40 protein-coding genes, 2 tRNA genes and 1 pseudogene are annotated in these 25,275 nt (G+C 37.1%); 23 read left to right on the top strand and 20 right to left on the bottom strand.

Features of this window, described 5'->3' with window-relative positions; all coding sequences use genetic code 11:
- Positions 1-269 precede the first annotated feature (269 nt).
- Positions 270-446, top strand: coding sequence for a transposase (locus MIDI_RS06625; RefSeq protein ID WP_237697383.1), 177 nt, complete (start codon positions 270-272; stop codon positions 444-446).
- Positions 447-1,124: 678 nt separating this feature from the next.
- Here MIDI_RS06625 and MIDI_RS00435 read toward each other — a convergent pair.
- The 3 genes from MIDI_RS00435 to MIDI_RS09585 form a co-directional block, all read right to left on the bottom strand.
- On the bottom strand, positions 1,125-1,427 hold the full coding sequence (locus MIDI_RS00435) for a hypothetical protein (protein ID WP_041185304.1): 303 nt from the start codon (positions 1,425-1,427) through the stop codon (positions 1,125-1,127).
- A 96-nt stretch (positions 1,428-1,523) separates the two neighbouring features.
- Entirely contained in the window at positions 1,524-1,829 is a 306-nt protein-coding gene (locus MIDI_RS09590; RefSeq protein ID WP_013950629.1) for a P-loop NTPase family protein, read from the bottom strand.
- Between the two features lie 20 nt (positions 1,830-1,849).
- Positions 1,850-2,305 carry an AAA family ATPase gene (locus MIDI_RS09585; protein WP_272941002.1) on the bottom strand — a complete coding sequence of 152 codons (456 nt, stop codon included), beginning with the start codon at positions 2,303-2,305 and terminating at the stop codon, positions 1,850-1,852.
- 330 nt (positions 2,306-2,635) lie between these two features.
- Between MIDI_RS09585 and MIDI_RS00420 the strand changes: the two genes are divergently transcribed.
- The 11 genes from MIDI_RS00420 to MIDI_RS08325 all read left to right on the top strand — a co-directional run bounded on the left by MIDI_RS00420 (position 2,636) and on the right by MIDI_RS08325 (position 6,942).
- Positions 2,636-2,881: an AtpZ/AtpI family protein gene (locus tag MIDI_RS00420; protein ID WP_013950627.1), complete on the top strand. Its 246-nt coding sequence runs from the start codon at positions 2,636-2,638 to the stop codon at positions 2,879-2,881.
- 13 nt (positions 2,882-2,894) lie between these two features.
- The gene (locus MIDI_RS00415; RefSeq protein WP_013950626.1) at positions 2,895-3,620 is read left to right on the top strand and encodes a F0F1 ATP synthase subunit A; all 726 of its coding nucleotides are present in this window, start codon (positions 2,895-2,897) and stop codon (positions 3,618-3,620) included.
- A gap of 26 nt (positions 3,621-3,646) precedes the next feature.
- Positions 3,647-3,874, top strand: a complete 228-nt coding sequence (locus MIDI_RS00410; RefSeq protein ID WP_013950625.1) for a F0F1 ATP synthase subunit C — start codon at positions 3,647-3,649, stop codon at positions 3,872-3,874.
- 14 nt (positions 3,875-3,888) lie between these two features.
- Positions 3,889-4,356, top strand: coding sequence for a F0F1 ATP synthase subunit B family protein (locus tag MIDI_RS06120; RefSeq protein ID WP_013950624.1), 468 nt, complete (start codon positions 3,889-3,891; stop codon positions 4,354-4,356).
- Positions 4,343-4,822 (top strand): F0F1 ATP synthase subunit B family protein, encoded by a 480-nt coding sequence (locus MIDI_RS00400; RefSeq protein ID WP_013950623.1) that lies wholly within the window; start codon positions 4,343-4,345, stop codon positions 4,820-4,822. The genes MIDI_RS06120 and MIDI_RS00400 overlap by 14 nt, the downstream gene beginning before the upstream one ends.
- A gap of 3 nt (positions 4,823-4,825) precedes the next feature.
- A complete protein-coding gene (locus tag MIDI_RS00395) occupies positions 4,826-5,539 on the top strand; it encodes a class II aldolase/adducin family protein (RefSeq protein ID WP_013950622.1) in 714 nt (237 codons plus the stop codon).
- A 95-nt stretch (positions 5,540-5,634) separates the two neighbouring features.
- Positions 5,635-5,709: transfer RNA gene (locus MIDI_RS00390), tRNA-Thr, on the top strand.
- A 426-nt stretch (positions 5,710-6,135) separates the two neighbouring features.
- On the top strand, positions 6,136-6,453 hold the full coding sequence (locus MIDI_RS07685; protein ID WP_052567643.1) for a hypothetical protein: 318 nt from the start codon (positions 6,136-6,138) through the stop codon (positions 6,451-6,453).
- Positions 6,434-6,529 (top strand): transposase, encoded by a 96-nt coding sequence (locus tag MIDI_RS10055; RefSeq protein ID WP_410517936.1) that lies wholly within the window; start codon positions 6,434-6,436, stop codon positions 6,527-6,529. Before MIDI_RS07685 ends, MIDI_RS10055 begins: the two co-directional genes overlap by 20 nt.
- 22 nt (positions 6,530-6,551) lie before the next feature.
- Complete coding sequence (locus tag MIDI_RS10050) at positions 6,552-6,683, top strand: transposase (RefSeq protein WP_013950607.1); 132 nt, start codon at positions 6,552-6,554, stop codon at positions 6,681-6,683.
- A gap of 109 nt (positions 6,684-6,792) precedes the next feature.
- The gene (locus tag MIDI_RS08325; protein ID WP_160162163.1) at positions 6,793-6,942 is read left to right on the top strand and encodes a hypothetical protein; all 150 of its coding nucleotides are present in this window, start codon (positions 6,793-6,795) and stop codon (positions 6,940-6,942) included.
- Positions 6,943-7,518: 576 nt separating this feature from the next.
- Here MIDI_RS08325 and lpdA read toward each other — a convergent pair.
- The 10 genes and pseudogenes from lpdA to MIDI_RS00330 form a co-directional block, all read right to left on the bottom strand.
- On the bottom strand, positions 7,519-8,913 hold the full coding sequence (gene lpdA, locus MIDI_RS00375; protein WP_013950620.1) for a dihydrolipoyl dehydrogenase: 1,395 nt from the start codon (positions 8,911-8,913) through the stop codon (positions 7,519-7,521).
- Between the two features lie 11 nt (positions 8,914-8,924).
- Positions 8,925-10,199, bottom strand: a complete 1,275-nt coding sequence (locus tag MIDI_RS00370) for a pyruvate dehydrogenase complex dihydrolipoamide acetyltransferase (protein WP_041185302.1) — start codon at positions 10,197-10,199, stop codon at positions 8,925-8,927.
- Positions 10,200-10,979: 780 nt separating this feature from the next.
- Positions 10,980-11,505 (bottom strand): annotated as a pseudogene (locus tag MIDI_RS10555) (transposase).
- A 448-nt stretch (positions 11,506-11,953) separates the two neighbouring features.
- On the bottom strand, positions 11,954-12,145 hold the full coding sequence (locus tag MIDI_RS00360) for an FG-GAP repeat protein (protein ID WP_013950616.1): 192 nt from the start codon (positions 12,143-12,145) through the stop codon (positions 11,954-11,956).
- A gap of 73 nt (positions 12,146-12,218) precedes the next feature.
- Positions 12,219-12,359: an FG-GAP repeat domain-containing protein gene (locus MIDI_RS10040; RefSeq protein WP_410517935.1), complete on the bottom strand. Its 141-nt coding sequence runs from the start codon at positions 12,357-12,359 to the stop codon at positions 12,219-12,221.
- Positions 12,360-12,387: 28 nt separating this feature from the next.
- A complete protein-coding gene (locus tag MIDI_RS10035) occupies positions 12,388-12,690 on the bottom strand; it encodes an FG-GAP repeat domain-containing protein (protein ID WP_041185301.1) in 303 nt (100 codons plus the stop codon).
- 610 nt (positions 12,691-13,300) lie between these two features.
- A complete protein-coding gene (locus MIDI_RS10550; RefSeq protein ID WP_237697382.1) occupies positions 13,301-13,528 on the bottom strand; it encodes a hypothetical protein in 228 nt (75 codons plus the stop codon).
- A gap of 203 nt (positions 13,529-13,731) precedes the next feature.
- Entirely contained in the window at positions 13,732-14,403 is a 672-nt protein-coding gene (gene trmB, locus MIDI_RS00340; protein WP_013950614.1) for a tRNA (guanosine(46)-N7)-methyltransferase TrmB, read from the bottom strand.
- Positions 14,375-15,646 (bottom strand): serine hydroxymethyltransferase, encoded by a 1,272-nt coding sequence (gene glyA / locus MIDI_RS00335; protein ID WP_013950613.1) that lies wholly within the window; start codon positions 15,644-15,646, stop codon positions 14,375-14,377. Before glyA ends, trmB begins: the two co-directional genes overlap by 29 nt.
- 30 nt (positions 15,647-15,676) lie before the next feature.
- A tRNA-Leu gene (locus tag MIDI_RS00330) sits at positions 15,677-15,762 on the bottom strand.
- Between the two features lie 118 nt (positions 15,763-15,880).
- On the opposite strand from MIDI_RS00330, the gene ruvA reads away from it, so the two are divergent.
- Together ruvA and MIDI_RS00320 are read left to right on the top strand one after the other, a co-directional pair.
- Positions 15,881-16,486 carry a Holliday junction branch migration protein RuvA gene (gene ruvA, locus MIDI_RS00325; protein WP_013950612.1) on the top strand — a complete coding sequence of 202 codons (606 nt, stop codon included), beginning with the start codon at positions 15,881-15,883 and terminating at the stop codon, positions 16,484-16,486.
- A 2-nt stretch (positions 16,487-16,488) separates the two neighbouring features.
- Entirely contained in the window at positions 16,489-17,709 is a 1,221-nt protein-coding gene (locus MIDI_RS00320; protein ID WP_160162162.1) for a M48 family metalloprotease, read from the top strand.
- 27 nt (positions 17,710-17,736) lie between these two features.
- Here the strand turns inward: MIDI_RS00320 and MIDI_RS00315 are convergent, their stop codons facing one another.
- From MIDI_RS00315 to MIDI_RS09580, 3 genes are all read right to left on the bottom strand, one after another.
- The gene (locus MIDI_RS00315; protein WP_041185299.1) at positions 17,737-18,006 is read right to left on the bottom strand and encodes a hypothetical protein; all 270 of its coding nucleotides are present in this window, start codon (positions 18,004-18,006) and stop codon (positions 17,737-17,739) included.
- A gap of 267 nt (positions 18,007-18,273) precedes the next feature.
- Positions 18,274-18,696, bottom strand: coding sequence for a hypothetical protein (locus MIDI_RS00310; RefSeq protein ID WP_013950609.1), 423 nt, complete (start codon positions 18,694-18,696; stop codon positions 18,274-18,276).
- Positions 18,681-18,806: a hypothetical protein gene (locus MIDI_RS09580; protein ID WP_272940968.1), complete on the bottom strand. Its 126-nt coding sequence runs from the start codon at positions 18,804-18,806 to the stop codon at positions 18,681-18,683. The genes MIDI_RS00310 and MIDI_RS09580 overlap by 16 nt, the downstream gene beginning before the upstream one ends.
- Positions 18,807-19,300: 494 nt before the next feature.
- On the opposite strand from MIDI_RS09580, the gene MIDI_RS09575 reads away from it, so the two are divergent.
- From MIDI_RS09575 to MIDI_RS00290, 5 genes are all read left to right on the top strand, one after another.
- Positions 19,301-19,435, top strand: coding sequence for a hypothetical protein (locus tag MIDI_RS09575; RefSeq protein ID WP_272940967.1), 135 nt, complete (start codon positions 19,301-19,303; stop codon positions 19,433-19,435).
- 267 nt (positions 19,436-19,702) lie between these two features.
- Complete coding sequence (locus MIDI_RS00295) at positions 19,703-20,011, top strand: hypothetical protein (RefSeq protein ID WP_148234075.1); 309 nt, start codon at positions 19,703-19,705, stop codon at positions 20,009-20,011.
- A gap of 392 nt (positions 20,012-20,403) precedes the next feature.
- The gene (locus MIDI_RS08320; protein ID WP_160162161.1) at positions 20,404-20,550 is read left to right on the top strand and encodes a hypothetical protein; all 147 of its coding nucleotides are present in this window, start codon (positions 20,404-20,406) and stop codon (positions 20,548-20,550) included.
- A gap of 29 nt (positions 20,551-20,579) precedes the next feature.
- The gene (locus MIDI_RS09150; RefSeq protein WP_237697381.1) at positions 20,580-20,804 is read left to right on the top strand and encodes a transposase; all 225 of its coding nucleotides are present in this window, start codon (positions 20,580-20,582) and stop codon (positions 20,802-20,804) included.
- A 13-nt stretch (positions 20,805-20,817) separates the two neighbouring features.
- Complete coding sequence (locus MIDI_RS00290) at positions 20,818-20,949, top strand: transposase (protein ID WP_013950607.1); 132 nt, start codon at positions 20,818-20,820, stop codon at positions 20,947-20,949.
- 137 nt (positions 20,950-21,086) lie between these two features.
- Here MIDI_RS00290 and MIDI_RS00285 read toward each other — a convergent pair whose 3' ends face one another.
- From MIDI_RS00285 to MIDI_RS00275, 4 genes are all read right to left on the bottom strand, one after another.
- Complete coding sequence (locus MIDI_RS00285; protein ID WP_041185294.1) at positions 21,087-21,704, bottom strand: aldehyde dehydrogenase family protein; 618 nt, start codon at positions 21,702-21,704, stop codon at positions 21,087-21,089.
- 397 nt (positions 21,705-22,101) lie between these two features.
- A complete protein-coding gene (locus MIDI_RS10025) occupies positions 22,102-22,251 on the bottom strand; it encodes a hypothetical protein (RefSeq protein ID WP_013950605.1) in 150 nt (49 codons plus the stop codon).
- Between the two features lie 50 nt (positions 22,252-22,301).
- Positions 22,302-22,496 (bottom strand): hypothetical protein, encoded by a 195-nt coding sequence (locus tag MIDI_RS00280; RefSeq protein ID WP_013950604.1) that lies wholly within the window; start codon positions 22,494-22,496, stop codon positions 22,302-22,304.
- Positions 22,497-22,510: 14 nt separating this feature from the next.
- The gene (locus MIDI_RS00275) at positions 22,511-23,332 is read right to left on the bottom strand and encodes a TIGR01459 family HAD-type hydrolase (protein WP_013950603.1); all 822 of its coding nucleotides are present in this window, start codon (positions 23,330-23,332) and stop codon (positions 22,511-22,513) included.
- A 516-nt stretch (positions 23,333-23,848) separates the two neighbouring features.
- Between MIDI_RS00275 and MIDI_RS10020 the strand changes: the two genes are divergently transcribed.
- From MIDI_RS10020 to MIDI_RS08830, 4 genes are all read left to right on the top strand, one after another.
- Positions 23,849-23,926: an FG-GAP repeat protein gene (locus MIDI_RS10020; RefSeq protein ID WP_148234192.1), complete on the top strand. Its 78-nt coding sequence runs from the start codon at positions 23,849-23,851 to the stop codon at positions 23,924-23,926.
- 15 nt (positions 23,927-23,941) lie between these two features.
- A complete protein-coding gene (locus tag MIDI_RS00270) occupies positions 23,942-24,211 on the top strand; it encodes an FG-GAP repeat domain-containing protein (RefSeq protein WP_013950602.1) in 270 nt (89 codons plus the stop codon).
- Between the two features lie 409 nt (positions 24,212-24,620).
- Positions 24,621-24,755, top strand: a complete 135-nt coding sequence (locus MIDI_RS09570) for a hypothetical protein (protein ID WP_272940966.1) — start codon at positions 24,621-24,623, stop codon at positions 24,753-24,755.
- Positions 24,736-24,876: a hypothetical protein gene (locus MIDI_RS08830; RefSeq protein WP_192805769.1), complete on the top strand. Its 141-nt coding sequence runs from the start codon at positions 24,736-24,738 to the stop codon at positions 24,874-24,876. The genes MIDI_RS09570 and MIDI_RS08830 overlap by 20 nt, the downstream gene beginning before the upstream one ends.
- Positions 24,877-25,275: the final 399 nt, after the last annotated feature.

The raw sequence follows: 25,275 nt of genomic DNA, 5'->3' as shown, positions 1-25,275 counted from the left end.
ATGGGATTAGCAGAGAAACGTGGGAAAACGTCAACCGGATGGTTCTTTGGCTCAATGATCAAGGAGAGATTATGTCATTCACACTGACTTCGGGTAATACAATGATCGAGCCGTTGTCGAAAATGACTCAATATTGACAGGCCTCTATTCGGAGTCGTGGTATATAAGCAAAAAACACTGAGCAATCAAGGTATTGAGCTCATCACACGGCTTAAGAAAAACAAAACCCGCTTGCGGCTTTTAAACAACTGCTTCTTGCAGGGCGTGGATTGATTGAAACAGCCATCGGACAATTGAAAGAGATTTGCCAAATCCAGCGCCACGGCATCGCTCGCCAAACAATTTCTTGGCAGACCTCTTTCTCAGGGCTCTTGGCTTATGTCTTCAAACCCAATATATCTCATGGAAAAATAGGCTCACGGGCCCTACTCCTTACGTCAAACTGAGGCTAAATATTTGTACCTCAGTGGGATTAATCTTAGTATATTTATCAGCACATTGCTCTCCAAGAACTACATAAGATCCACGGTGCTCTAACACATATTTCTCAAATCTCTTGAATAATTCATGGACCTCGCTATCTCGGTCAATACTGTGGTATTTATCATAATTCTCGCATAGACCAAATTTATCGTTACCAATGTTTTAGGGTAGCCTCTTTGGCTAAAGTAAGAACTATATCTGTTAAAAGGCAAGTATTGCTAATAACTTCTGGTCACTCACCTCTTTTGGAGTAAATTTTTATTAAGTAATTTAATGCCTCCCGTTATAATAGAGGCCATGCCAAGACCATATAAAAGATAAAACCCTACAAATGGATAACATATTATGTTCTCCTTTAAATCTGGTATATGAATGGATAGATTCTTATCTTCTATTCATTATCTTACTAAACATGTAAACAAAAATCCGCTACTTTAAGTTTATTGTTTGCCTGCTTTGCGCCCATGAATTTCGGGTTACAATATTTGAGTAGCACTTGTAATATATCTTCATTGCCTATGATCGCACTAAGCCGTAATAAACTAAAGTTTGCAAGCTTGGGCTGTCGCATGAGGCATCTTTACGCTCCTTAAAGAGCTGTTCTAATCCACTTTATCTTCTTTTAAAATCAGCTTTACTGCCTATTGATAATTCTTAAATTCTAAATTGTCCCGTGCTTTCAATAAAGTTCGCCCGAGTTTTGAACTCAATATAGTGCCATCCTTTTCCATTACTTGGATCTCATCTCTAATAACCAATGCAAAATCTCTTTTCACTTCAAAATTAGGAATTTTAAAGTAATATCTAACTCCTTCAGTTCTTGCAGTTAAATAACCGGCATTAAACAACAAATAAGAAAAAATGGCTTCTTCAATATTAATATCTCGCCTTAAATTTTCTTCAAATTTTAATAAATAAGCAAGTGGCTCATACCCAAATTCCAATTCTTGTCCTGCCGTTAATTTTTCAAATTTATTAAGTATATTATTGCTTGCAGTTTTACGCAGCAGGCGCTGCAGTATTATGCTGGTAGTGGTTTTTTAGACCAATAACCTTTGGGGCTGTAAATTATCTAAACTAACCTCTTTTAAATAACTCATTACCGACCAAGGTGTATAAACTTGAACAGCAGCATTATCTGATACGGGGGCAGTATAGCCGTTATACCAGTCTTTTATGTTTTGCTTGATAATCGCGCTTTTATTACTCAACTGCAATTTATTAATTAAAGTATCAACTTCGTCATTACTAAAACCAAAGCTTTTACTAAATTTAGTATCACTTATGCCATACGTATTGACGTTATTAAAACTAGATTGCCCTTCTTTTTTTACACTATCGAACATTCCAGTTAGTATATTTTTCTTTAAATAATTGTTGTCTTTACCACAAGCAGACTAATATTTGACATCAGTTCAGTAGTCTTTTTTATAAGTTCATGATCGGGATTGTCTGCTTCTAATAAGTGATTAACAGTTTTATCACATTCATCTATTAAAATGTATACCGGTCGTCCATGGATTTTACTTAAAAGCTCGCTTAAAAATCTTAAACTATCCTCCAGTTCTGCTTTATTTGTGTCGGCAGCTTTATCTTCACGTAGAGCATTGTATCTTTTTAAAAACTCAGTAGCTTCATATTTGTCTGAGTAGCTGGATTTCGGATTGGACACAGCACCCCGCAAGTAGCATGATACATATCTACAACCCATATAAAGATTACTAATTGTTAATCTTAACTTGCTTTCTACCTCTTGCCATGTACTTCCCGTAACATCTTTAAAATTAACGAAGATAACCGGATATAAACCCTGATTATTCAGGTACTCACCTTTATTTGCTCGGGAAACTTTGAAAGGGATTCTAGCTTTTTATGTTATTAGAGCCTATGTCAATTATACCTCCAGTAAACAGGACATTGTTAGAGTTTTAAAGGCACCTATACCCACAAGCATATCACTCGCCATATCGCAAAACCTAAAAAGCTAAACACCTCCAACAGACGCAATAGAATGCTAGCAGAGTTTCGAGATTTATATGCAAGTCTTTAAGAGAAGATTACATAGCCATATTAGCTAACGAAGCAATTGACTGCAGTTTAATTTCTGGTACTCTACCCCTCATACGATAGTTCCATCTTGGCCTTGAAGATTATGGATGAAATAGAGAAAAAGATTTCCGGTTTAAGACAAAGACTGTTTGTGCGCCGAAAAACTAAGAAGAGTTTTTCTGGTTATAATTTGATTTTGGAATTAGCTGCTGGAATGGCAGTTGGAGCGTTTATCGGCTATCATGCTGATAAATATGCAAATACTACGCCGATTTTTTTATTTCTCGGTTCTATTTTTGGTATTGCAGCAGGCAGTTATAATGCTTATAATGCCTTCAAAGGCCGATAATAAAAACACATGTATGATCATCGATCCATTAAAACAGTTTGCTATTAAGAATCTTTTTGAATTCAACCTCTTAGGTTTCAATCTACACTTCACAAATTCAGCGCTGGCTATGATTATAGTTATCTCCTTAACTGCTTTCTTTTTATCTCCGATCTTATTCAGCAAAAATGGCCCCATCACAAAAACTCAAGCTTTTATAGAAATCATATACGATACTATAACTCAAATGATTGAAGGTACAGTAGGCACTGAGGCTAGAAAATTTGTCCCACTAATATTTTCTTTATTTATTTTTATACTTTCTTGTAACCTATTTGGTATGATTCCGTACAGCTTTACGGTTACTAGCCATATCTCCATAACTTTTGCTATGGCTGCGGCGATATTTATCTTTATAACGATCCTGGGGTTTATTAGACATGGTGCTCACTTTTTATCGTTATTTTTACCAAAAGGAGTACCTATTTTCATGGCTCCACTGCTTATTGTAATTGAACTGTTTGCATACTTAGCCCGGCCTATAAGCCTCTCTATTAGGCTTGCTGCAAACATGATCGCAGGACACATTGTATTAAAAGTACTCGCAGCTTTTACAGTAATGGCAGGATTTTTAGGTATTTTTCCGTTCGCTCTGTTGACAATTTTAACTGGATTTGAAATATTCATTGCTGTATTACAAGCTTATATTTTTTCCATACTAACTTGTGTATACTTAGGCGACGCGCTTAATTTACATTAATTGATTTTAAATAAACGAGGAACTAAATGGAATTGGAATCTTTAAAATTTATTGGGATAGGCTTAATGGCAATTGCAATGCTTGGAGCTGCGGTTGGAGTTGGCTCCATATTTGCTGCATTATTAAATGGCATTGCTCGTAACCCTTCTGCTGAACCTCAACTGATGAAGAATGCCTTTATAGGAGCAGGCCTTGCAGAAGCAATGGGCCTTTTTGCCTTCCTAATCGCATTACTATTACTTTTTGTTATCTAACAAGATGAAGAAAAATGCCTCAGCTTGACTTTTCTACTTACTTAGCTCAGTTTCTGTGGCTCCTTATCAGCTTCTTTATTCTTTATTCATTGGTACGGTTTTTGTTTTTTCCAAAAATTGAGGAAATCATAAATTCAAGAATAGATTTAATAAAAAATAATTTGAATGCCGCAGAAGAGAACATCAAAAAAGCTAAAGAAATAAGAACTGTAATGGAAGCAAAACTCAGAGCAACAAATGAAAACGCACAAATTATGAACCTTGAGGCAGACCGGGAAGTTAAATTAATACTTGAAACAAAAGCTGTTGAAAGTGACAATCTAATTTCTATGATCTTAAAAGAAAAAGCAGCTGAATTAACCCACTTAAGAAACTTAGAAATAGCTCAAGGCGTCCCTGCTATTGTTGAAGAATTGAAACAAATTCTTTTGTCCTCCTTAACTCTAGATCAAAATTCAGGAAGAAAAAATGATTACAGCTGATCTTTGGATTGTAATTTCTTTTATTACATTTATTGTCTTAGCTTTTATACCAACAAAAAGGCTCTTCGCCAAAATGATTAATGAGAAGATCAATAAAATACAAAAAGATATAACCGAATCTTTAAAAATTCGGGAAGAAGCTGAAAAGGCTTTAGCAGAACTTGTTGAAGAAAATAAATTAACCGATAAAAAATGCGCTGAAATTTTAGACTTAACTAAAAAGCGTATTGAGAGTTTAAAATCTGCAGCGAGTAGAAAGCTTGCTGAACTTGAACAGAAAAGAGCAGAGATAATCGAGCAATCTCTTATTTACCAAAACCAAATTGAAACTGCTCAATTACGGGAGTATGTAATAACTACAGTGTTTGCAGCGGTGGAAAAAGAATTGTTAAAAACTAATAAACCAATTTCGGTTACCAATGAAAAATTTAACTTCAAAGAAACATTAGGTAGATTAGTCTCTTAAGGTATGGTGGCGGATTTAATCGAACTAAATCGTAAGAAGAAGCTTGTACAGGCATATCACATACTTGCTTATCTTGGGTTAGATGATCATACGTATACTCATTTATCAGTAAGAGCTAATAACGATAGTTTTTATATATATCAATTTGGGCTTCGTTTTGAAGAAGTAGGCACTGAAAACTTGCTCAGGGTATCTCTTGACGGCGAGATTTTAGAAGGCAAAGAAAAACATTATAATGAAACTGGTTATATAACTCACGCTGCAGTCTATAGAAGTCGCCCAGATATCAATTGCGTTTTTTCATATACAACTCCCTACATCACTGCCGTCTCCGCATTAAGAGAAGGTTTATTACCAATTAATCAGTGGGCTTTACATTTTTACAACAACATTGCCTATCATTCTTATAACTCTCTTGTTCTAGATAAAAATCATGGACAAAAAATTGCCCATGACTTAGGCTCTAAAATAGTTATGCTGATGCGTCATCACGGAGCAGTAATATGTGGTCAACATGTTGAAGAAGCTATGTTCTATACCTATCATTTAGAGAAAGCTTGCCAGACTCAGGCCATTACCTTAAGCATGAATAAAGGCTATTTACGAATACCAGAAGAAATCTGCCAAAAAGCTGTTAATGACTTATTGTCGTTTGAAGAAAATTTAGGAGAAAGAGATTGGGAAGCCTGGGTTAGAGCAATTAAGCGTATAAAATAGAAGCTTAAAATAAAAAATAATCCTTCTTCAGTAAACAAAAGACTTGTAAAGAGCCAAGTTGTTTTATAGAAGGTCTATACCAAGTTATTTTTTATGCCTCCGTAGCACAGTGGTAGTGCACTTCATTGGTAATGAAGAGGTCGCGGGTTCGATTCCCGCCGGCGGCACCATGTAAATCTTAAACTTTCCACCTTTCTTATTTAGTTGCTTACATTGTTCAGGCTATTTTCGAAAGTAGCTCCTTAAGAGCCCGCTATTCGCTTAGATAAAACAATACGTTACTGACCAAACCTCGGATTAATTTGTAACCCCTATAGATGAACACTAACTCACAGCGACAATCTTGTATTGGTTAATTGTTGGACCTGTTTTTATTTATACTCGACCATAAGAAAGCGGCCCAAAGAAATTTTGGAGCCAAGGCTTATGTGAGCTTCTTGGAGTTAACAATGATTAACCCCAGTTTGAGGTAAGTTTTAAAGAAATTATCTGATATGGCTTCAAAGAAGCTGTGTAACCATTAAGTTTCTCTCAATTTCACGATAAATAAGGAAAGTGGTTCCCCTAGTAGAAATATTTTGTTTGATTGATGATTTTTGCAAGCGACAACTCACGTACCAAAGATCCTTAAGAAACTCGCAGAGACAAAGGAAACGAGAGTCTGGGATGATGCTTTCCGAAGTTATAACGATCCTCGTTTTGTTTCATTTGAGGGCATTACCGGATTCAAAGATTTTTACCTAAACTGTGTTCAAATCTCTCTCAGAGAGGAATTGCCGAAGCTTATCAGCTACAATCGCTTTGTTGAGCTGATGCGAGACGTGGTCATCCCGTTGGTCATTCTGCTGAATTGCTGCAAAGGGAAACAAACAGGTACGTTGACTCAACAAAAAGCTGGAAAAGGTTTGTCATAACTTACGTATTAGCAGTAATAAGGTCCTTAAAGGCGTCGCTCAGCGTGGGAAAACGTCGACCCGGATGGTTCTTTAGCCTCAATGATCAAGGAGAGATTATGTCATTCACACTGACTTCGGGTAATACAGATGATCGAGCCGTTGTCGAGAAACTGACTCAATATTTGACAGGCCTTCTATTCGGAGATCGGTGGTATATAAGCAAAAACACTGAGCAATCAAGGTATTGAGCTCATCACACGGCTTAAGAAAAACAAAACCCGGCTTGCGGCTTTCAAACAACTACTTCTTGCAAGGGCGTGGATTGATTGAAACAGCCATCGGAGAATTGAAAGAGATTTGACAAATCCAGCGCCACGGCATCGCTCGCCAAACAATTTCTTGGCAGACCTCTTTCTCAGGGCTCTTGGCTTATGTCTTCAAACCCAATATATCTCAGGAAAAATAGGCTCACGGGCATACTCCTTACGTCAAACTGAGGTTTTTTAACATAGCCCTCTTGCTTTGGAAGTGAAGCTTGCAAAGGGGGCGGAAGGCGGGTTATGTTCTTTCAGCGCAAACTCGCTCAGCTATAGTTAATCCTTTGAGTTAAAAAAGTATATTTCTTTAATATGGAGAGTTTCGTAACTACTTAAATATTTAACTTTTATCTAGGATAAGCTTAATATGTATAGCTAAAGTGAGTTGTAAAAGCAGAGCCGCGCCCTCCTATCCTTTGTGGTTTCGCTTGTAAGGCCCCCCCCCGCGTGGGGGTAAAAAAGCAAACGAGCCGTAAACAGGATGCTAATTGCATTCTGCTGGGAACTTTCCAATTCTTCATTGGTACGCAGTACTTCTCATCATCATACTTATAAAATTAATTACTACCATTACACCTATTTGGATTTGCAAGTGACTAGCTACTTTCTCCTTAAAGCAAAAAGAAGGATTTTGGAGCAAGAATATGGCGCAGTAATTTTACTGGCTAGAGATCGGGATGTAGTATTTTCTATATTCCGCCTTAAAAGCCCTATAATGCTAATCGGTTTATAGAATGTTTGGGGGGGCAGGGGGGGGAGGTTAGAGCTATATATGAATCGCTCTATTAAACGCTGCAAGGGTCGCCTCATGCATCATTTCCGACATTGTTGGATGAGGGAAAATAGTCTGAATTATTTCTTGCTCAGTGCTCTCTAAGGTTTTCGCCATAGCGAAGCCTTGGATCATTTCTGTAACTTCTGCCCCTATTAGGTGAGCTCCAAGTAATTCCCCAGTTTTTTTATCATAGATAGTTTTAATCATACCATCAGTTTCTCCCATAGCGATAGCCTTACCATTTGCTGAAGATGGAAATTTACCAATTTTAACATCAAATCCAGCTTCTCTAGCTTGCTTTTCAGTATACCCAACGCTTGCAATTTGTGGATAACAGTAAGTACAACCTGGTATATTTTTTCTATTCAATGGATGTGCATTTTTATTAGTAACTTTTTCAACCGCAATAATTGCTTCATGACTTGCTTTATGGGCAAGCCATGGCGGAGAGGTCAAGTCTCCAATAGCGTAAATATTTGCTTCATCTGTCTGGCAATATTCATTTGTTTTAATAAAGCCTTTATGTAGCTGTATTTTGGTGTTTTCTAATCCTATTGAGTCCGTATTAGCGACTATGCCTGCAGCCACAATTATCTTTTCGAAGGTATCCTTAGCCTCTCCTTGTTTTGTAGTAATAACTACTTCTGATCCTGCTTTAACTTTTTTGCTTTCCTTAATCTGAGCATTAGTAACTATTTTTATCCCTCTTTTTTCAAATGATTTATGAGCAATTGCCGCGATTTCTTCGTCCTCAGCGCCTAAAATTCTATCTGCAATTTCAATAATAGTGACTTCGACGCCCAGCATGTTGTAAAAACTTGCAAATTCTACACCAATTGCTCCACTACCTACGACTAATAAAGATTTGGGCATTTTTTGTGGCACCATCGCTTCTCTATATGTCCATATATGATCTGAATCAGGCTCTAAACCTGGCAATGTCCTGGCCCTTGCACCTGTAGCAAGAATTACATTTTTTGCTTCTACTTTATTAATTTCTTTTTTCTCTTGCTCAAAAATGGCCACTTGCATTTTGCCAGCTAATTTTCCTGTTCCATTAACCACTGTAATTTTATTTTTTTTCATAAGCTGGGAAACGCCGTCTGCAAGCTTTTTAGAAACTTGCCTAGAGCGTTCTATAATTTTAGAAAAATCAAATTTTACGTTTTGGCATTCTACACCAAATTCGTTAGAATGTTTGACTAAATGATAAACCTCTGCTGATCGCAATAATGCTTTTGTTGGTATACAGCCCCAATTAAGGCATATGCCGCCTAAATGCTCTCTTTCAACGACCGCAGTTTTCAAACCTAGCTGTGCTGCTCGGATCGCAGCAACGTAGCCACCAGGACCGGCGCCTATCACAACAACATCAAATTTTTCCATAATTCACCTTCTTAAATCAACATTAAAACAGGATTTTCAATAAATTTTTTGAAAGCGTTAGCAAATTTAGCAGCAATAGCTCCATCGATAATTCTATGATCACAGGATAAGGTGATTTCCATTGCCGTTGCGATCTCAATTTTCCCATTTTTTACAACGGGCCTTGCGATACCAGCGCCAACTGCCATAATACAAGATTGTGGTGGGTTTATTATTGCATCAAACTTATCAATGCCATACATACCTAAATTTGAAATACTGAGGCCACCTCCTTGAAATTCTTCGGGCTTTAGTTTATTGGTTCGTGCTCTTGCGGCTAAGCTTTTCATCTCTTCAGAGATATCGACGATACTTTTTTGATCAGCATTCCTTATAATAGGAGTAATTAAGCCCCCGTCTGTTGATACCGCGACAGAAATATCGATATTATTATATTGGATAATATGATCATTATCCCAAGAAGAATTAGCTGCTGGTACAAGCTTCATAGCTTTCGCTGTTGCTTTTATAACTAAATCATTAACAGAAACTTTATATATTGGCTTACCATCTATTTCTTTTGCTGAATCGTTAATCTGCTTCCGTAAGGTTAGCAAATTATCTAACTCACAGGAAATCGTCACATAAAAATGAGGTATGGTTTGTTTTGATTCGAGTAACCTTTTTGCAATTACTTTACGAACTCCAGCTACAGGTAGCTTTTCAAATTCTTTCGGGTTGCGTCCATAAGTAGAGGAAGCAATAGGAAGTATAGTGTTAGTGGCTCCGCCATCTGCTTTTCGGTTTTCTGCAAACTTTAAAACATCAGATTTGATAATTCTACCATAGGGTCCGCTGCCACTAATCGAGGACAAGTCTATATTATTTTGTTCAGCAATCCTTTTGGCTAGTGGACTTGCAACAACTCTTTCTGGTTTTGAGTGTGCTGTAGACTGGTTAGAGCTTAATGAAACCCCTTGTTGCTGGGCGGTGGGCGCGGTTTTTATTTGAGCAGTACTACTGCTATGTTGTTCAATTATAGTTTGTATGGAGTCTGGGCCTTCTCCTTCTTCAAGGAGTACTGCTATTAAAGCATTGATTTTTACTTCGCTCGTACCTTCAGGTACTAAAATTTTTCCTATTATTCCAGAATCAACTACCTCCATCTCCATTATGGCTTTATCAGTTTCAATTTCTGCCATAATTTGCCCAGGAGAGACTTTATCACCTTCTTTTTTAAGCCATTTTGTTAAATTCCCTTCAGTCATAGTCGGAGATAATGCAGGCATCAGTATCGGGATTGCCATCTTCTTTTTTAGCCTCTTGAAAATAAATTCACCAAAATAAAAATACGGCTAATGAATAATATTGCAACAAAAAATAATTCTGTTTGATTTTTTGGTGAGTCAAATTTATACACAGAAGGTATTGTAGATTGTCTGATGCTTTTGTAAGTAGGGGTAAATAAGTTGTAAGAAGTGGCAAGGGCTTACATGGGACCCAAAGTGCAATAAATCTTTAGAGCGGTCGGCTTATTTTCTAAGGTGGCGGTGCATTACTATACCAGCGAAAGCGATTATGTACAACGCACAAGATATATGTTGTATATTTACTAAGAATGCCAGCAAGACCGCCAATAAACACGCATAGGGAGGAGGTATGCATAATGTACATATAATTGATGTTGTAATCGTCATTTTTTACTTTTTAATCTGCATAAAAGCTGGGTTGCATAAATCTAAATCCATCAAAACATCTTAGGGGGAAGAAATTTTCCTGATATAGTTATATCGCAACTATTTTCGCGACCGATATAGATGCAGCCTCTACTATGGGAACAGTAGGTAGGGTATATACCCTTGGAATATATTTTTTGCTGTTACTCGTTTGTTTGTGCTATATTTTTTTTGGTTACTTATGGCCCAAGTATTCGGCAAAAATATAGATCAATTTCAGGGGGGGCATTGCCTAATATTATAGATAGAAGTTTCAAATCCGGCAAATGCTTATGGAAGAAGAGGGTAAGAGCAGCGCAAAGCATCCTCAGGGATTTGCTATAGCGCTTTGTTTTTCGATTAAAACTAGCTCTAGATAATGCCTATTAAAACCTCAGTTTGACGTAAGGAGTATGCCCGTGAGCCTATTTTTCCATGAGATATACCGGGTTTGAAGACATAAGCCAAGAGCCCTGAGAAAGAGGTCTGCCAAGAAATTTGTCCGATGGCTGTTTCAATCAATCCACGCCCTGCAAGAAGCAGTTGTTTAAAAGCCGCAAGCCGGGTTTTGTTTTTCATGTTTTTCTTAAGCCGTGTGATGAGCTCAATACCTTGATTGCTCAGTGTTTTTGCTTATATACCACCGATCTCCGAATAGAAGGCCTGTCAAATATTGAGTCAGTTTTTCGACAACGGCTCGATCATCTGTATTACCCGAAGTCAGTGTGAATGACATAATCTCTCCTTGATCATTGAGGCCAAAGAACCATCCGGGTCGACGTTTTCCCACGCTGAGCGATGCCTTTAAAGACCTTATTACTGCTAGTACGTGAGTTATGACAAACCTTTTCCAGCTTTTTGTTGAGTCAACGTACCTGTTTGTTTCCCTTTGCAGCAATTCAGCAGAATGACCAACGGAATGACCGCGTCTCGCATCCAGCTCAACAAAGCGATTGTAGCTGATAAGCTTCGGCAATTCCTCTCTGGGAGAGATTTGAACACAGTTTAGGTAAAAATCTTTGAATCCGGTAATGCCCTCAAATGAAACAAAACGAGGATCGTTATAACTTCGGAAAGCATCATCCCAGACTCTCGTTCCCTTTGTCTCTGCGAGTTTCTTAAGGATCTTCGATGCATGAGTTGTTGCTTGCAAAAATCATCAATCAAACAAAATATTTCTACTAGGGGAACCACTTTCCTTATTTATCGTGAAATTGAGAGAAACTTAATGGTTACACAGCTTCTTTAAAACCATATCAGGTAATTTCTTTAAACTTACCTCAAACTGGGGTTAACTTAGTACAAAGACTAGTAGTTGTAGTGGTTGGTTCAGTTGTTATAGTGGGCTAGACCGCAATATTCAGTAGTACAGAGACGGTATTAGAATCATAGTTAGCAGTGGCAAGATCTGACTTACCGTCCTTGTTGAAATCGCCGATAGTAAGCCCAGAAGCAAAGGTATCACTAACAATTTCTGCTGCGCCATAAAAAAAAACCTCCCTCATCGGAGCCTGAAGGGTTCCATTGCCATTACCCATCAATATAGGTACACCAATATTAACGAGGTCACTGCTATATCATATTTATTATCATCATCAAAATCACCAGCGACTATTCCCACATAAGGCCCAGAACCAACAATTTACTATCGTTATTAAGGTCAATTGTTGTAATACCAACAGGAAAATTGCCCGTACTATAATTTGCTGCCTCTCTAAAAGTACCGTTGCCATTTCCCAATAATACAGAAATGGTATTTGCACCATAATTACTAGTTACTCTATATCCAAATGACTATCATGTTAAAATCCTCATTAAGGAGCCTGGAGGGATAGCTGCTCACGCCAAAAGTCGTAGCGGGTAAAAAAAGGTCCCATCTCCTCGATTTATTAAAACATAAATAGTAGTACCTGCAGACCCCATTGGGCACAGTTATATCAGGGTATCTGTCCTCATTAAAATCACCTACCGCTATACCATTTGAATTATGCCCAACATTATAATTTACAGCAGCTTTAAAAAAGCACCCACCTCCATTTCCTAACAGTACCGATACAGTGCCCTGAGTAGAACTGGCAACCACTATCTATAAAGTAGCCGTCCGAATTAAAGTCGCTCGCAGCCATTCCAAATTGATGAGCTTGGGCATCATAATTTATTGCCGGTAGAAAAGTACCATCTCCTACTCCTAGTAATAGAAACATTACTTAAAGCAGTATTAGTAACTACTAAATCTTAAAGTCAGCAGTATTATATCTCTAGGATTAGTTCCAGCATTATAACTTTGAGCAACGGTAAACATGTATAAAACATTAAACAGTTAATTGATAAACAACCTAAGCTTTAAACAGCTGGCTAAAAAATCTTCACAGTAGGACACTAAACTAAAAGATCGCAATATGCAAGTATTACCAAATCCCATTTAAAACCACCATATCTCTAACAAATGAAGAGTTGCTCGCTCCATCATTTTTGAGCTCAACTGAATTTACTATAAGAGATAATCTGCTACAGACAGAGTTATTCCCAAAGCCTCTCGTTGCAAAAGGGGAAATTTGGCGCCCCCGGGTGGATTTTTGGACGCTGCCCTTGGCCAAAGAGCTGCCAATTGCTCTCAAAGCAGTGAGAAGCAAAATTCTACGTTTATAGCAGAAGGGGGTGGTATATACCCATACTAGACTAAGGTAGTAATATCACCACTGAAAATCATTAAAAGATGCGTCCTCAGAAGAATATGGATCCAAAATTACCGTATGCTGCTCCTGCATAACTATCAACACCAATAGCACCAATAACCAGATCATCTTTACCATCACCATTTGTATCTCCTGCTGAAGATACCGAAAATCCTGCCTGATCACCTTGATAAATGCCATTAATAGCAAAACCATTTTGCCATTTAAACTTGTTAAATTAAACACACTTTGGGTCATAAAACCTTCTAAAATTAGTTGTTGAGAATTTACGCTAACACACTTTCCCATCAAAGTATATATGTGTTTACGAAATCAATAACTATTTTTATTGCCTGGTAGTATTAGTCTTTGTTAATCATATAGCTAACGCTATAATATTGCTAAACCCTAAAACTTAGCGGAGCTACTGCAGCCTAAGCAATGAAACTTTATTTATAAATTAGGAAACATTTAAAATCCAACCCTAGAGCCGCGCTTTTCATTTGATACTTAGTTTCGATCCAATCATCTGGTTTTCTTATAACGCTTTTAATCCCACTATTCTCTACCAATCGCTGTATATAAAGAGCATAATCTTGATGATCAGTTGCAATTAAAATAGTGGAAGAATTGGTTTTTAGTTTACCTCTTAACAGATTTAGAAACTCCAAAGAAACTAGCCTGCGTTTATGATGTTTCTTTTTAGGCCAAGGATCGGGAAACAGTACATATATCGTTGTAAAGATGTTACAAGGTACTTGCTCCAGTAAATTTCTTGCGTCTCCATTAAACAACATAACATTCTTTATGTTATACCGTCCAATGGCCTTTAAAACATTCGCTATACCGTTTAAGTATATCTCGCAGCCGATGAATAACGTCGTCGGCTCTAAAAGAGCTCGCTTTATAAGGTGAGAACCGTCGCCAAACCCTATTTCTAACTTCAGCTCATTATTAGGTGAGATATATTCTTCAATATCTTGAGGATTTAAAGAAAAAGCCCCTAAATCAGAGTTAATTAACTCTTTTCTTGCTGTACCTTTTAGTCTATTCCTCTTTACAAAAGAAGGTAAATACCGAGGCTTATCACTATTAGTATATAGGATACCTTTTGCACACATTATTTACCTTTTGCCTAATTGTGATTTCCGCTAGATTTAAGTTTTCTGGATCTGTCTTCATGTAGTGAATTATTTCTGCTATCCAATCTGCTATTTCTACAAAATCTTCTTCTTGTAAGCCTCTAGTAGTGCATGCCGCAGTGCCTAGTCTTATACCAGAAGTGACCGTTGGCTTCTGAGTATCAAATGGAATATTATTCTTATTACAGGTTAATCCAGCTCTTTCGAGCGATTCTTCCAGATCTTTACCGGTAAGTCCCTGCTTTCTCAAATCCATTATTAGCAAATGGTTGTCTGTACCATTTGTGGTAATACTACATCCTCTTTGAAGCAAATTATCGGCTAAAATCTTGCAATTACTTACAACATTTCTAATATAGTCCTTATATTCAGGTTTTAATGCTTCAGCCAAAGCAACTGCCTTTGCAGCAATAACGTGTACTAATGGACCACCTTGTAACCCTGGAAAAATAGCTGAATTTATCAATTTAGCTATATCTTGGTGATTAGTTAAAATCATACCGCCACGTGGTCCTCGTAATGTTTTATGCGTAGTGGTTGTCACCACATGAGCATACCTAAGAGGATTGTCGTAAATCCCTACTGCAACTAACCCTGCAATATGCGCCATATCAACCATTAACCGCGCGCCAACTTGATCAGCAATTTCCCTAAATTTAGCAAAGTCTATTTGTCTTGGATATGCAGAGTAACCAGCTATAATTAACTTCGGCTTGTGCTCCAAAGCCAACTTTTTTATTTGATCGTAATCAAGCAAAAAATTCTCAGGATTTAAAGTATAGTGCATAGCCTGAAACCATTTTCCAGATTGGTTGACGGGTGAGCCATGAGTTAGGTGACCTCCGCAATCCAGCGAAAGACTCAAAATTGCATCTCCGGGCTTTAGTAAAGCAAGAAAAACAGCCTGGTTGGCTTGAGACCCGGAGTGAGGCTGTACACTGGCAAACTGTGCCTCAAAAAGAAGCTTGGCTCTTTCTATTGCAATATTTTCAATTTCATCGACATACTGACAACCACCATAATACCTTTTTCCAGGATATCCTTCTGCATATTTATTCGTAAGAATTGATCCTTGGGCTTCTAATACAGCTTTGCTAACTATATTCTCAGAGGCAATAAGCTCTAATCCATCTTGTTGTCTGTCTAATTCATTTTGGATTTGTTGAAAAATAATAGGATCAGCGTTAGCTAAAGAATTAGCAAAAAATGGTGATTTAGCCATGTGTCACCTCAAAAAGGGAATTCTCGGGTATGGTACCCGCAGCCGGACTTGAACCGGCAAGAGACCGCTCTCCACGGATTTTAAGTCCGTTATGTCTACCATTCCATCATGCGGGCAATTTCAATATTGCCTCATTATCTATAAATAGATTAACATTTCAATACCTTTTTATTGGATGATTAATTTTTTTCTGTAAAGTAGCTATTGCAATATAAAAATACAAAACGTGTATAAATGATAGGAAAATTAACCGGAGAAATTTGCTTAATAGAGTCAGAGCAAATTATTATTGATGTAGCAGGAGTCGGATACGTACTTAATATCCCCTCTTCAGCTCTAGCCGCCGTACAAATTGGGCAAACGAAGTCTTTTTGGGTGTTTACTCAAGTAAAAGAAGGAGAAATAACTCTCTTTGGATTTACTTCAAAAGAAGAAAAACAATTATTTGAAGCACTTATTACAGTCCAAGGCGTGGGCGGCAAAGTAGCTTTAGCCATTTTGAGTTCAATGACCCCTACTATGGTCACTGCTGCAATTATAGCGCAAGATATAACTGCTTTTAAAAGAGTTAGCGGTATTGGGCCTAAGCTTGCTGCTAGGATAGTTAATGAATTAAAAGATAAAAAAGCTTTAGTAACAGGCGCATATTCATTCATCGATGCTGCTACCCCTCTTGAAGGTAGTCAAAGTATGGCTTTGGATGCTGCTTCAGTACTTGCTAATTTAGGCTTTGTTAGGTCTGAAGCCTTTAAAACTGCAGCTGAGATTTTAAAAAATGATGAACAAATCAGTTTGGAAGAATTAATCAAAAAATCATTGAGCCAGATTACAAATATATGAAAATGAGATTTTTAATATTTATTATAATCTTTTTTGTTAGTTATAATGGGCTAGCTACTGAATTAATGAGTGATCCAGAAGTCGAGGATATTATCAAAAAAATGTCTGAGCCAATATTTGAAGTGGCTGGGCTTGATAAATCTAATATTAAAATTACTCTTATTAAAGATAACAGCATTAATGCATTTGTCTTAGATACCGGTAATATCTTTATTAACTTAGGCCTAATTAGCGAAACAAGCAGTCTCATAGAAGTCATGGGAGTGCTAGCTCATGAAACCGCACATATCACCTTGAATCATCACAATAAAAGGGCAGAAGAAGTAAGGGAAGCAATCAAAAAATCTATCTTGCCTACTATTTTTTTCTATCGTTTGTCGCAATATTCAATAATGCAAGAGCATGCCGCTGACAAAATGGCAGTTATCTTTATGAAGAAGCTAGGCATTCCAATCGAAGGACTAATAAACGTACTAAAAAAGATTAAAAGCGGTCATGTACAACTGAATGCAGGTCTGTATAAAACTCATCCCGGTATCAATGAAAGAGTTAATTATTTATCAGGTATACACGTCAAAAATACTAATCTTTTGTTAAATAACAGAAGCTTTCTACACTCTTATAATATGATGAAAGCTAAAGTTATAGGCTTCATTTGGGATAGGGAACAAGTACTGCGTACTTATAATTATGAATCTAGCGAAAGCTTATATGCTAAATGTGTTGCAGATTATAGAAAACACAACATAGGAGCAAGTTTAGAAAAGCTTGGTAAATTAATTAGGACTTATCCCAAAAACCCTTATTTCTACGAGCTCAAAGCTCAAATTACGCTTGAAAAGGGTGAAATAATCACCGCTATATTCCTCTATAAACAAGCAGTTGATTTATTACCTGAATCCGATCTCCTGAAGAAAAAGTTAATTTCTGCCTTGCTTACTTCACCCACCCAGAGCGATTGGAAAAAGGCTGAAAATTTATTAAGTCAATTTACCGACAAAAAAGTTGATGGTTTTGTTTTAGGAAAAACAGCTTTAGCAAAAGCCAAACTAGGACATAGATTAGAGTCTTACCTATATTCAGCAAAAGCTGCTCTCTTTCTCGAAGATAAAGTCAAAGCAAAATATTTTTTAAAACTGATCCAGCAGCAAAAAGCACCCTTATCAAAAAAAATGCAAGAAGATATTATTGATATGGAAGAGTCCCTCAATGATATCCCATAGCTAGTCGCAAAAGTCTGGAACGAGGGCTTAAAAATCTTCATTACATAAAGGTAATAATTGATAATCCTGATTATATAAAAGAGATAATTGCTCCTTATCCACGCAATCCTCCACAGGAGAAGTAACTTGGGTTAGTGCAGTATCTCCTTCATCTCGCTGATTTATCTCCTCTAAATAGTTTCGCCTAATATCAAGAAAATAATCTTCATCTCTTGGAATCTCAAATTTTTCTTTAAGCCATTCCACCGATCTATTCTCTCTTAGCATTTCATTAATATCTCTAGCATTTTCTAACACCCATAATCCGCAATTATAGCCATCTGATTGTTATTTAATACTAAGATTATGAACATTCTTTACTCAATCTGCGGCTGTAAAATTTCATTGATAGCATCAGGTATATCACCACCAAATGAGTTAGCAAAGTAGGCTTGATATACCTTATCTTTACAGGAAAGGACCAAGGCAACCCAATGAGAATTATTCAAATTAACAGATCACCGTACTTGCTTTCCACGGTTCGAAACTCTTTTACAGCCTGCTTCAGTTCTTCTTCGCCTTGAATCACTGCTTATTATTACGGGTATGTATATCATACATGTCACTATATTTTATTTGATCAAGTTGCCGGATACTTTCATCTGTTAACCAACTACCTTCTGAGAGCTTATCAAAATTTGCCAGGTCTTTCTGTAATTCCCCTTTTACTTCGTTCTTTAATAAACCCAACCACATGAATACTGACTTTAATTTATTTTCAGCGGCTCTCTTTAGTAAAATTAGCTGGGTAAATATTGATTCAAAGTATCCATTTTCTATATTAATCAAGGACCTTTCTTTATCAGATATATTATCTATCTCTAAAACAGTAGATTTATTTTGATCCGTTGCCAGTTCTGTGTAAGACTTTCCAGTAAATGCCCTCTTTACTGGACTTATGATATACTCTATTAAAGAAACTCCTTTATCTTTTACAAGCCCCTGCATAAATCACGCATTAACGATGAGGCATCAACTAAACTTCTATCGTCCTCCTCATCGCTTACTTCTACAATTTTACCATCCTCATTAAAGATGAATATCCTATCTTTTGCCATAATTTTGCACCCTCTACTTATAAACAAAATCTTATAAACCCTTTGCAAAGTTTTGCTACTACAAAAAACTCTACAGATCATCCCTCAAACTATTATCTTAACCACTTTTTATAATCTATCTTTAGCCTCCTCTAACAATCAAAAGCTAGAGGAGCTATCGATCATAACACAAACACACCGCTGCCTCAACCACTCCTATAATAATGACTTAGACCTCAGAACAATATTTTGGTAGCAACGGTGTTAATTTATTAAAAAACTTACTTTAATATGTTGCAAAAAAGCAACTCTCCGAGACATATTTATCCCACCTTAACACGAGATGTTGCGTTTAATATATTGTTATTTAAATATTATTTTTGTTGTGTGAAGTATTTTTAACTAAAAAGTGAGGAAGGTTATGAAAAAAATCTCCTTAGCGGCAGTTGCTGCTATGTCTATTGCTTCTACTGCTATTGCAAAGGAAGGTTTATATATGGGAATTGGCGGAGGTATTGAAGGTAGGAGTTAGTGTTTACCAAGACATCCAAGAAAATGCCGGTAGAAGCGGCTCTTCTAGTGCTACCGTTCGAGCTGCGGCAATCAATACACCTGCAACTCCAACGAAAACATTTGAACTTTCTAAGTAAGACGAAAAGTACTGGAGGAATAGACCTTGGGTTTGGTTGTGATATGGGCTCTTTTAGAACTGGGGTAGGTGTTTTCGTTATGTGGCTGAAGTTAGCAATAACACCCTCCCAAGAAGTACCTTTTTCCAGAGGTACAGGAAATGATGCGACAGCAGCTGATTTGCAATACGATGCTAGGGCAAAGCTAAGCGGTTATGGTGTTAATGCTAATGTCTTTTATGGATCTGGAAAATTCAACAGCTGTTGCCTCTTATATTGGGGCAGGCTTTGGTTGGAGTCGTGCTCAGCTTGAAATTGAAGCATTTTCCCAAAACTGTATCCGGGCGAACTAATGGTTTAGCAGTTACTGCGGTAAGTTATAAGTTTGATGAAGCAGCATTAAAGGGAAAAAAGAAAAAGGATTTTGTGAATTATGCTTTTTATCTTAGGACGGGTTATGATCTTACCAGCTCTGTAAGCCTTGACTTGAGGCTATTTGCCCAGCATAACAACAAGCTTTCAATAGCAAAGCCAGCTAAAATGGCGGCGGGAAAAATTCCATTAGCATATGCTGACAAAAAAAGCTTATCTTGTTAGACAGAATGCAGGGCTTGAAAAGAAAGCAAACTGGTCTGCAGGTGCTTTATTAGGAATTAGGGTCGGTTTCTAAATTTTCATTCGTAAAAAACAGCGGAATTACCTCCGCTGTTTTTTTAATCTTCTCTAAAAATTATTAGTATTCTATAAGTTAACCTCAGTTTGACGTAAGGAGTAGGCCCGCGAACCTATTTTTCCACGAGATATATCGGGTTTGAAGACACAAAGAGCCCTGAGAAGGTGTTTTTCTTAACCCCAGTTTGAGGTAAGTTTTAAAGAAATTACCTGATATGGTCTTAAAGAAGCTGTATAACCATTAAGTTCTTCTCAATTTCACGATAAATAAGAAAAGTGGTTCCCCTAGTAGAAATATTTTGTTTGATTGATGATTTTTGCAAGCGACAACTCACGTACCAAAGATCCTTAAGAAACTCGCAGAGACAAAGGAAACGAGAGTCTGGGATGATGCTTTCCGAAGTTATAACGATCCTCGTTTTGTTTCATTTGAGGGCATTACCGGATCAAAGATTTTTACCTAAACTGTGTTCAAATCTCTCTCAGAGAGGGATTGCCGAAGCTTATCAGCTACAATCGCTTTGTTGAGCTGATGCGAGGACGCGGTCATTCCGTTGGTCATTCTGCTGAATTGCTGCAAAGGGAAACAAACAGGTACGTTGACTCAACAAAAAGCTGGAAGGTTTGTCATAACTCACGTACTAGCAGTAATAAGGCCTTTAAAGGCACCGCTCAGCGTGGGAAAACGTCGACCCGGATGGTTCTTTGGCCTCAATGATCAAGGAGAGATTATGTCATTCACACTGACTTCGGGTAATACAGATGATCGAGCCGTTGTCGAAAAACTGACTCAATATTTGACAGGCCTTCTATTCGGAGATCGGTGGTATATAAGCAAAAACACTGAGCAATCAAGGTATTGAGCTCATCACACGGCTTAAGAAAAACAAAACCCGCTTGCGGCTTTTAAACAACTGCTTCTTGCAGGGCGTGGATTGATTGAAACAGCCATCGGACAATTGAAAGAGATTTGACAAATCCACCCTCTTCCGTGCTAAAGCTATTGATTTCTCCGGTATAACCCTGGCATTTGTAGAGGCTTAGAGAGTAATTCTCTAGCTCTTTGAGCGTAATATCTTGCAAAGTCTATTTCTTCTCTGACTTCAGCTGTACTATCTTTGATGTTTTTGCCTGCTTCACGAATTAAAAGTGAATAGAAGAAATACCTATTTTCATGTAGTAGATCGCCAAATTTTTCAATAACTTTAGCTCTTTTTTCTACTGGAACGGAGGACCAAGAATGAAATGCCTGATGTGATAGGGCAAGCGCTTTTTTAATTTCATCGATTGACGCTTTATCAAAAACCCCTATTTTTTCTAAAGAGGAAGGCTTGAGTATCTTAAAATCTTTAGGAGTTTTAACTGTAGGATTGCCCTTTATTAAAGAGGAGATTTTATGGTACTGATTGGAATATTTGTTTAAATTACTCACAATATCATCGTAATCTTTTTTTATTCCAATATCGTATCCTTGCGCACTTTTTCTATTCGAGCCAAAAATTTCTAGCGGGCTTACCAACCTTTTGACGCCAGCTAGTTTTGTTTCTGCAATTCTGATAGGAAGTACTGCGCCCATCCTATGTAGTTTCTGGAATTCAAAATCAAGCTCCCTGGCCATTTCTTGAATAGCTGCAACCGTGTATACGCGCTATGGAATTGCAAACTGAGAATGAATACGCGGGTTATTTGTGTTAATGCAAGCCTTGGATGCAATGCTGATAATCTTACTGAAATGCTTAGTTGCGCATATATTTCTTTCTCTTCCAGCACGTGGGAGCTGATGCTCTTAATAGCTTTTAAATATTCGTAAATGTCATATGACATTCGATAACCTTTCTTTTGCAAGGGATAAAGCGTTTTTTATTCCACTGCTAATATCTCCCATGATGAATTCATTAGAGGTATAATATGAATTGCCTTTTTGATAGCAGGAGGCAGTACGGGTTCTCCCAGTTTGCCGATTAGTCTGGTTGAGCTAAAATCTGGAAAAGTACTTAAATCAACCAATTTACCTGTTAAAATAGTCCCCAGGAAGATGCATTGACGAATAAAGAGTGACTATTTTCCAGGTACTTTTTCCAGCCCTTATTTTGTAACTTATCCTTAACCAGTTCATTAGCAGTATCATTGTCAGGCATTCGAAGAAGAGCTTCTGCTAAACACATTACTGCGATTTCTCTTAGGAAGTTAAGTTATATATTCCTTAATAAAATTTTCAACCCCGTGAGTACTTGATGTCCTGATTGCCTCTGCATAAATTCCTGCTCTTTCTTGGAATGATATGAAGTTGAGCTTCTGAGAGCTTAATTTCTTTCATTAGCTTATGAATAGCTTCCTTTTCGTTATTGAAGTTGTGGTTGCCTATATTATTTAATTGAATATTTAATTCAGCCAAAGTCTTGAAAGTCATTTCAAATCCTAATTTTATTTAAGTTTAAAGTCATCAATGATGTAAGTGGGTTTTAGCCCAATGTTCATTAAAGTATTAACATCATCTTTATCGCACACGCCGTTTTTTACAAAAAGAGAATCCAAACCAGAACCATTAGCTCCTTTGATATCTGTATATAAATTATCTCCTACAGCTAACACATATTGAGTAATAATATTATTATTGTCCAGAGCAAATTTATAAAAATTATTTTCTGGTTTTCCCATATAGTAAACATTACCTCCTAATTCTTTGTATTTTAAGGCAAAAGAGCCAGCTGTATATATTATATCTTTTCCTTGACGTGCAACTAAATCTGGATTCGGGCAGATACATGGCAAATTTCTTTTGACAGCTTGTTCCAATATTCTGTCAAACATTGATAAATCAGCTTTATTTTTAACGGAGGCTATAATTAATAAGTAGCTTGCGGTTTCTATAGAGTTAGTGATTTTTAGATTAGGAATGGTAAGCAATGGATGATCTAAATTATTGCTTAAAGGGAAGGCGTACTGGCTTAAAAAGTCTAGATCGTATTTTTTAGGATGCCGAAGCGTGTATTTAAAGAATTCTCCCGAAGTCACTATTTCAAAATCTTTAAGCTTAGGAGACATGCCAATTAATTTTCGCTCTACATCCTCTTTGGGCCTCGGAGTATTAGAAAAAAAGATAACTTTTTTACCTTCATCTCTTAAATAGTTTACCGCTTCTGCTGCTTTTTCGAAATGGTTTATTCCATCATGCATAACACCGTATAGATCAATAAGAAATAAGTTGTACTTTCCTACTAATTCTATAATTCCTTGTATCATCATAAAATTTTCGTTTAATCAGGTAGTTATAAATAGACATATTGTTAAGAATTGCTGTACTGACAGTCAATATAAAAATTACGTTTTTGCTTATATAAACTTTTTTGTTGCTCAACGGTACCTGTTTAATATGAAGAGGGAAAGATAAGTAATTTTCCCGCAAAGTACTGGAAGGTAGCCCATTATAAAATAGAAAATGAGTGTTTTTGTTTCTATATAATCAATGCTCTAAGTTAAAGAGGTATATTTGTTAATATGACACTGTCTTAGGTTAATGCGAAAATTCTTTAAATAATTATTGACATACGTGTTATTTGGGAGCGCTAGCGAAGTTGCTATCTATGGCGTTCATCAAAAATAGCCCAAAAATTTTAAAGGCGAGGTGACCCGACTAATGGGGGAGTGTTGGTTTTTGGGTTGACCTTTGCATTGATTAATCGGTTTTTTCAGAGGTTGAACGATGGGTAACATTTTTTCAAAAATCTTGTATTCTATGGAGGGAGCTTCGCGTATCCTCAAATGCCCACAGTTGCTGATTTTAATAGAGATGGAAAGCTAGATGTAGCGGTGACTAATGAAACAAAACCGGGGTCGTGACGATTATGCATGGTAATGGGAGGTGGATCTTTCCAATATATTGCTTCTTATGCATTAGGATCTGGGCCTGCAGTAATCACAGCGGCTGATTTGAACAATGACGGTAAAATAGATCTTGTAAGTACCAATTCTATGTCTAATAATATTTCGTTATTGATTGGTAATGGAGATGGGAGTTTTAAACCTGCAATTTCTTGCAGTGTTGGAGCCTATCTTTCGCCTGGTAGTACCTCTGTATTAATCAATAAAGGAGATGGTACTTTCCAATTCTGCAGTAACTTATAGGGTAGGTCCCAGACCTCATGCAATAACTGGAGCTGATTTTAAATGGTGGACGGCAGAACAGATCTTGCAAACACTAACGAGAGTTCTAATAATGTCCCATTATTGATCGGCAAGGGAGAGATGACAGCACCCCTGGCTTGATTAATACTAATTATAACACAAATAACATTCCTATTCTATTGAATATTCACCCCCTTCCAGGCAATGCCTGGTAATTATAGACAGCAACAAGATGGTATGATATCTTCATAGTAGAATGGGTGGAGTAGAAATGACAATTAAGTGTAAATATTGCGGCTCTAGCGAGCAGGTGAAGAATGGTGTGGTATAGGGACAGCAAGAGGTAATAGGGTGCAAGAATTGCAAAAAGAATTACCGAGAAGGTGATAAGCGGCAGAATACACTATGAATGATAGACTTAAAACCTAACCTTGAGGACTGTGGAATTAGGATGATAGAGAGACTGACTGGAATCCATAACAGCCAAATATCTTCATGGATTGAAGGGACGGGGGGGACGCTATGTGCAAGAAAAGTTAGATAAGAGCTGCAACAGCACAAAGTCACTTAAGGATATCGAGGTCCTAGAGATTGACGAGCTGTGCACATATATAAAAAAAGACCAAAGAATGGAAGTGGGACACCTTTATATTGATTGCTGTTGATAGAGGAGCGGGTGAAATTATTGATTTTGAAGTAGGTGACGGGAGCAAGGCAACCCACCTGAACCTGGCATTTAGGCTTTGAGGAACGTTATAAATGAGCATGTACAGATGATTACAGCGTTTACGAATACTATAAAAATCTCCACGCACCATAACAAAACAAAGGCTGGGACATCATTGTGGTAGAATCAAAGAATTCTTTAATAACCTCAGTTCGGAGTAGGTCCCGCGAGCCTGTTTTTTCCATGAGATATACCGGGTTTGAAGACACAAAGAGCCCTGAGAAGGTGTTTTCGTTAACCCCAGTTTGAGGTAAGTTTAAAGAAATTACCTGATATGGTTTTAAAGAAGCTGTGTAACCATTAAGTTTTTCTCAATTTCACGATAAATAAGAAAAGT

Origin of the sequence: Candidatus Midichloria mitochondrii IricVA (assembly GCF_000219355.1) — a bacterium.
Classification (GTDB): domain Bacteria; phylum Pseudomonadota; class Alphaproteobacteria; order Rickettsiales; family Midichloriaceae; genus Midichloria; species Midichloria mitochondrii.
Note: the sequence above shows the minus strand (reverse complement) of the source record. Positions and strands in the feature narration are given on the sequence as shown.

Coding starts and splice junctions, on each gene's coding strand:
- MIDI_RS09580 (WP_272940968.1), bottom strand. CDS start 18,806: ATGGCAAAAGATAGGATATTCATCTTTAATGAGGATGGTAAAATTGTA.
- MIDI_RS09570 (WP_272940966.1), top strand. CDS start 24,621: ATGATAGACTTAAAACCTAACCTTGAGGACTGTGGAATTAGGATGATA.
- MIDI_RS00395 (WP_013950622.1), top strand. CDS start 4,826: ATGGTGGCGGATTTAATCGAACTAAATCGTAAGAAGAAGCTTGTACAG.
- MIDI_RS00370 (WP_041185302.1), bottom strand. CDS start 10,199: ATGGCAATCCCGATACTGATGCCTGCATTATCTCCGACTATGACTGAA.
- MIDI_RS00360 (WP_013950616.1), bottom strand. CDS start 12,145: ATGGGTAATGGCAATGGAACCCTTCAGGCTCCGATGAGGGAGGTTTTT.
- MIDI_RS00420 (WP_013950627.1), top strand. CDS start 2,636: ATGGATGAAATAGAGAAAAAGATTTCCGGTTTAAGACAAAGACTGTTT.
- MIDI_RS00310 (WP_013950609.1), bottom strand. CDS start 18,696: ATGCAGGGGCTTGTAAAAGATAAAGGAGTTTCTTTAATAGAGTATATC.
- MIDI_RS00285 (WP_041185294.1), bottom strand. CDS start 21,704: ATGGCCAGGGAGCTTGATTTTGAATTCCAGAAACTACATAGGATGGGC.
- trmB (WP_013950614.1), bottom strand. CDS start 14,403: ATGTGTGCAAAAGGTATCCTATATACTAATAGTGATAAGCCTCGGTAT.
- MIDI_RS00410 (WP_013950625.1), top strand. CDS start 3,647: ATGGAATTGGAATCTTTAAAATTTATTGGGATAGGCTTAATGGCAATT.
- MIDI_RS00290 (WP_013950607.1), top strand. CDS start 20,818: ATGTCATTCACACTGACTTCGGGTAATACAGATGATCGAGCCGTTGTC.
- MIDI_RS00275 (WP_013950603.1), bottom strand. CDS start 23,332: ATGATGATACAAGGAATTATAGAATTAGTAGGAAAGTACAACTTATTT.
- MIDI_RS10020 (WP_148234192.1), top strand. CDS start 23,849: ATGCCCACAGTTGCTGATTTTAATAGAGATGGAAAGCTAGATGTAGCG.
- MIDI_RS10025 (WP_013950605.1), bottom strand. CDS start 22,251: ATGTGTTTAGCAGAAGCTCTTCTTCGAATGCCTGACAATGATACTGCT.
- MIDI_RS00320 (WP_160162162.1), top strand. CDS start 16,489: ATGAGATTTTTAATATTTATTATAATCTTTTTTGTTAGTTATAATGGG.
- MIDI_RS00415 (WP_013950626.1), top strand. CDS start 2,895: ATGATCATCGATCCATTAAAACAGTTTGCTATTAAGAATCTTTTTGAA.
- MIDI_RS00280 (WP_013950604.1), bottom strand. CDS start 22,496: ATGACTTTCAAGACTTTGGCTGAATTAAATATTCAATTAAATAATATA.
- MIDI_RS09590 (WP_013950629.1), bottom strand. CDS start 1,829: ATGTTCGATAGTGTAAAAAAAGAAGGGCAATCTAGTTTTAATAACGTC.
- lpdA (WP_013950620.1), bottom strand. CDS start 8,913: ATGGAAAAATTTGATGTTGTTGTGATAGGCGCCGGTCCTGGTGGCTAC.
- MIDI_RS00270 (WP_013950602.1), top strand. CDS start 23,942: ATGGGAGGTGGATCTTTCCAATATATTGCTTCTTATGCATTAGGATCT.
- MIDI_RS00400 (WP_013950623.1), top strand. CDS start 4,343: ATGATTACAGCTGATCTTTGGATTGTAATTTCTTTTATTACATTTATT.
- MIDI_RS06120 (WP_013950624.1), top strand. CDS start 3,889: ATGCCTCAGCTTGACTTTTCTACTTACTTAGCTCAGTTTCTGTGGCTC.
- MIDI_RS10050 (WP_013950607.1), top strand. CDS start 6,552: ATGTCATTCACACTGACTTCGGGTAATACAGATGATCGAGCCGTTGTC.
- glyA (WP_013950613.1), bottom strand. CDS start 15,646: ATGGCTAAATCACCATTTTTTGCTAATTCTTTAGCTAACGCTGATCCT.
- ruvA (WP_013950612.1), top strand. CDS start 15,881: ATGATAGGAAAATTAACCGGAGAAATTTGCTTAATAGAGTCAGAGCAA.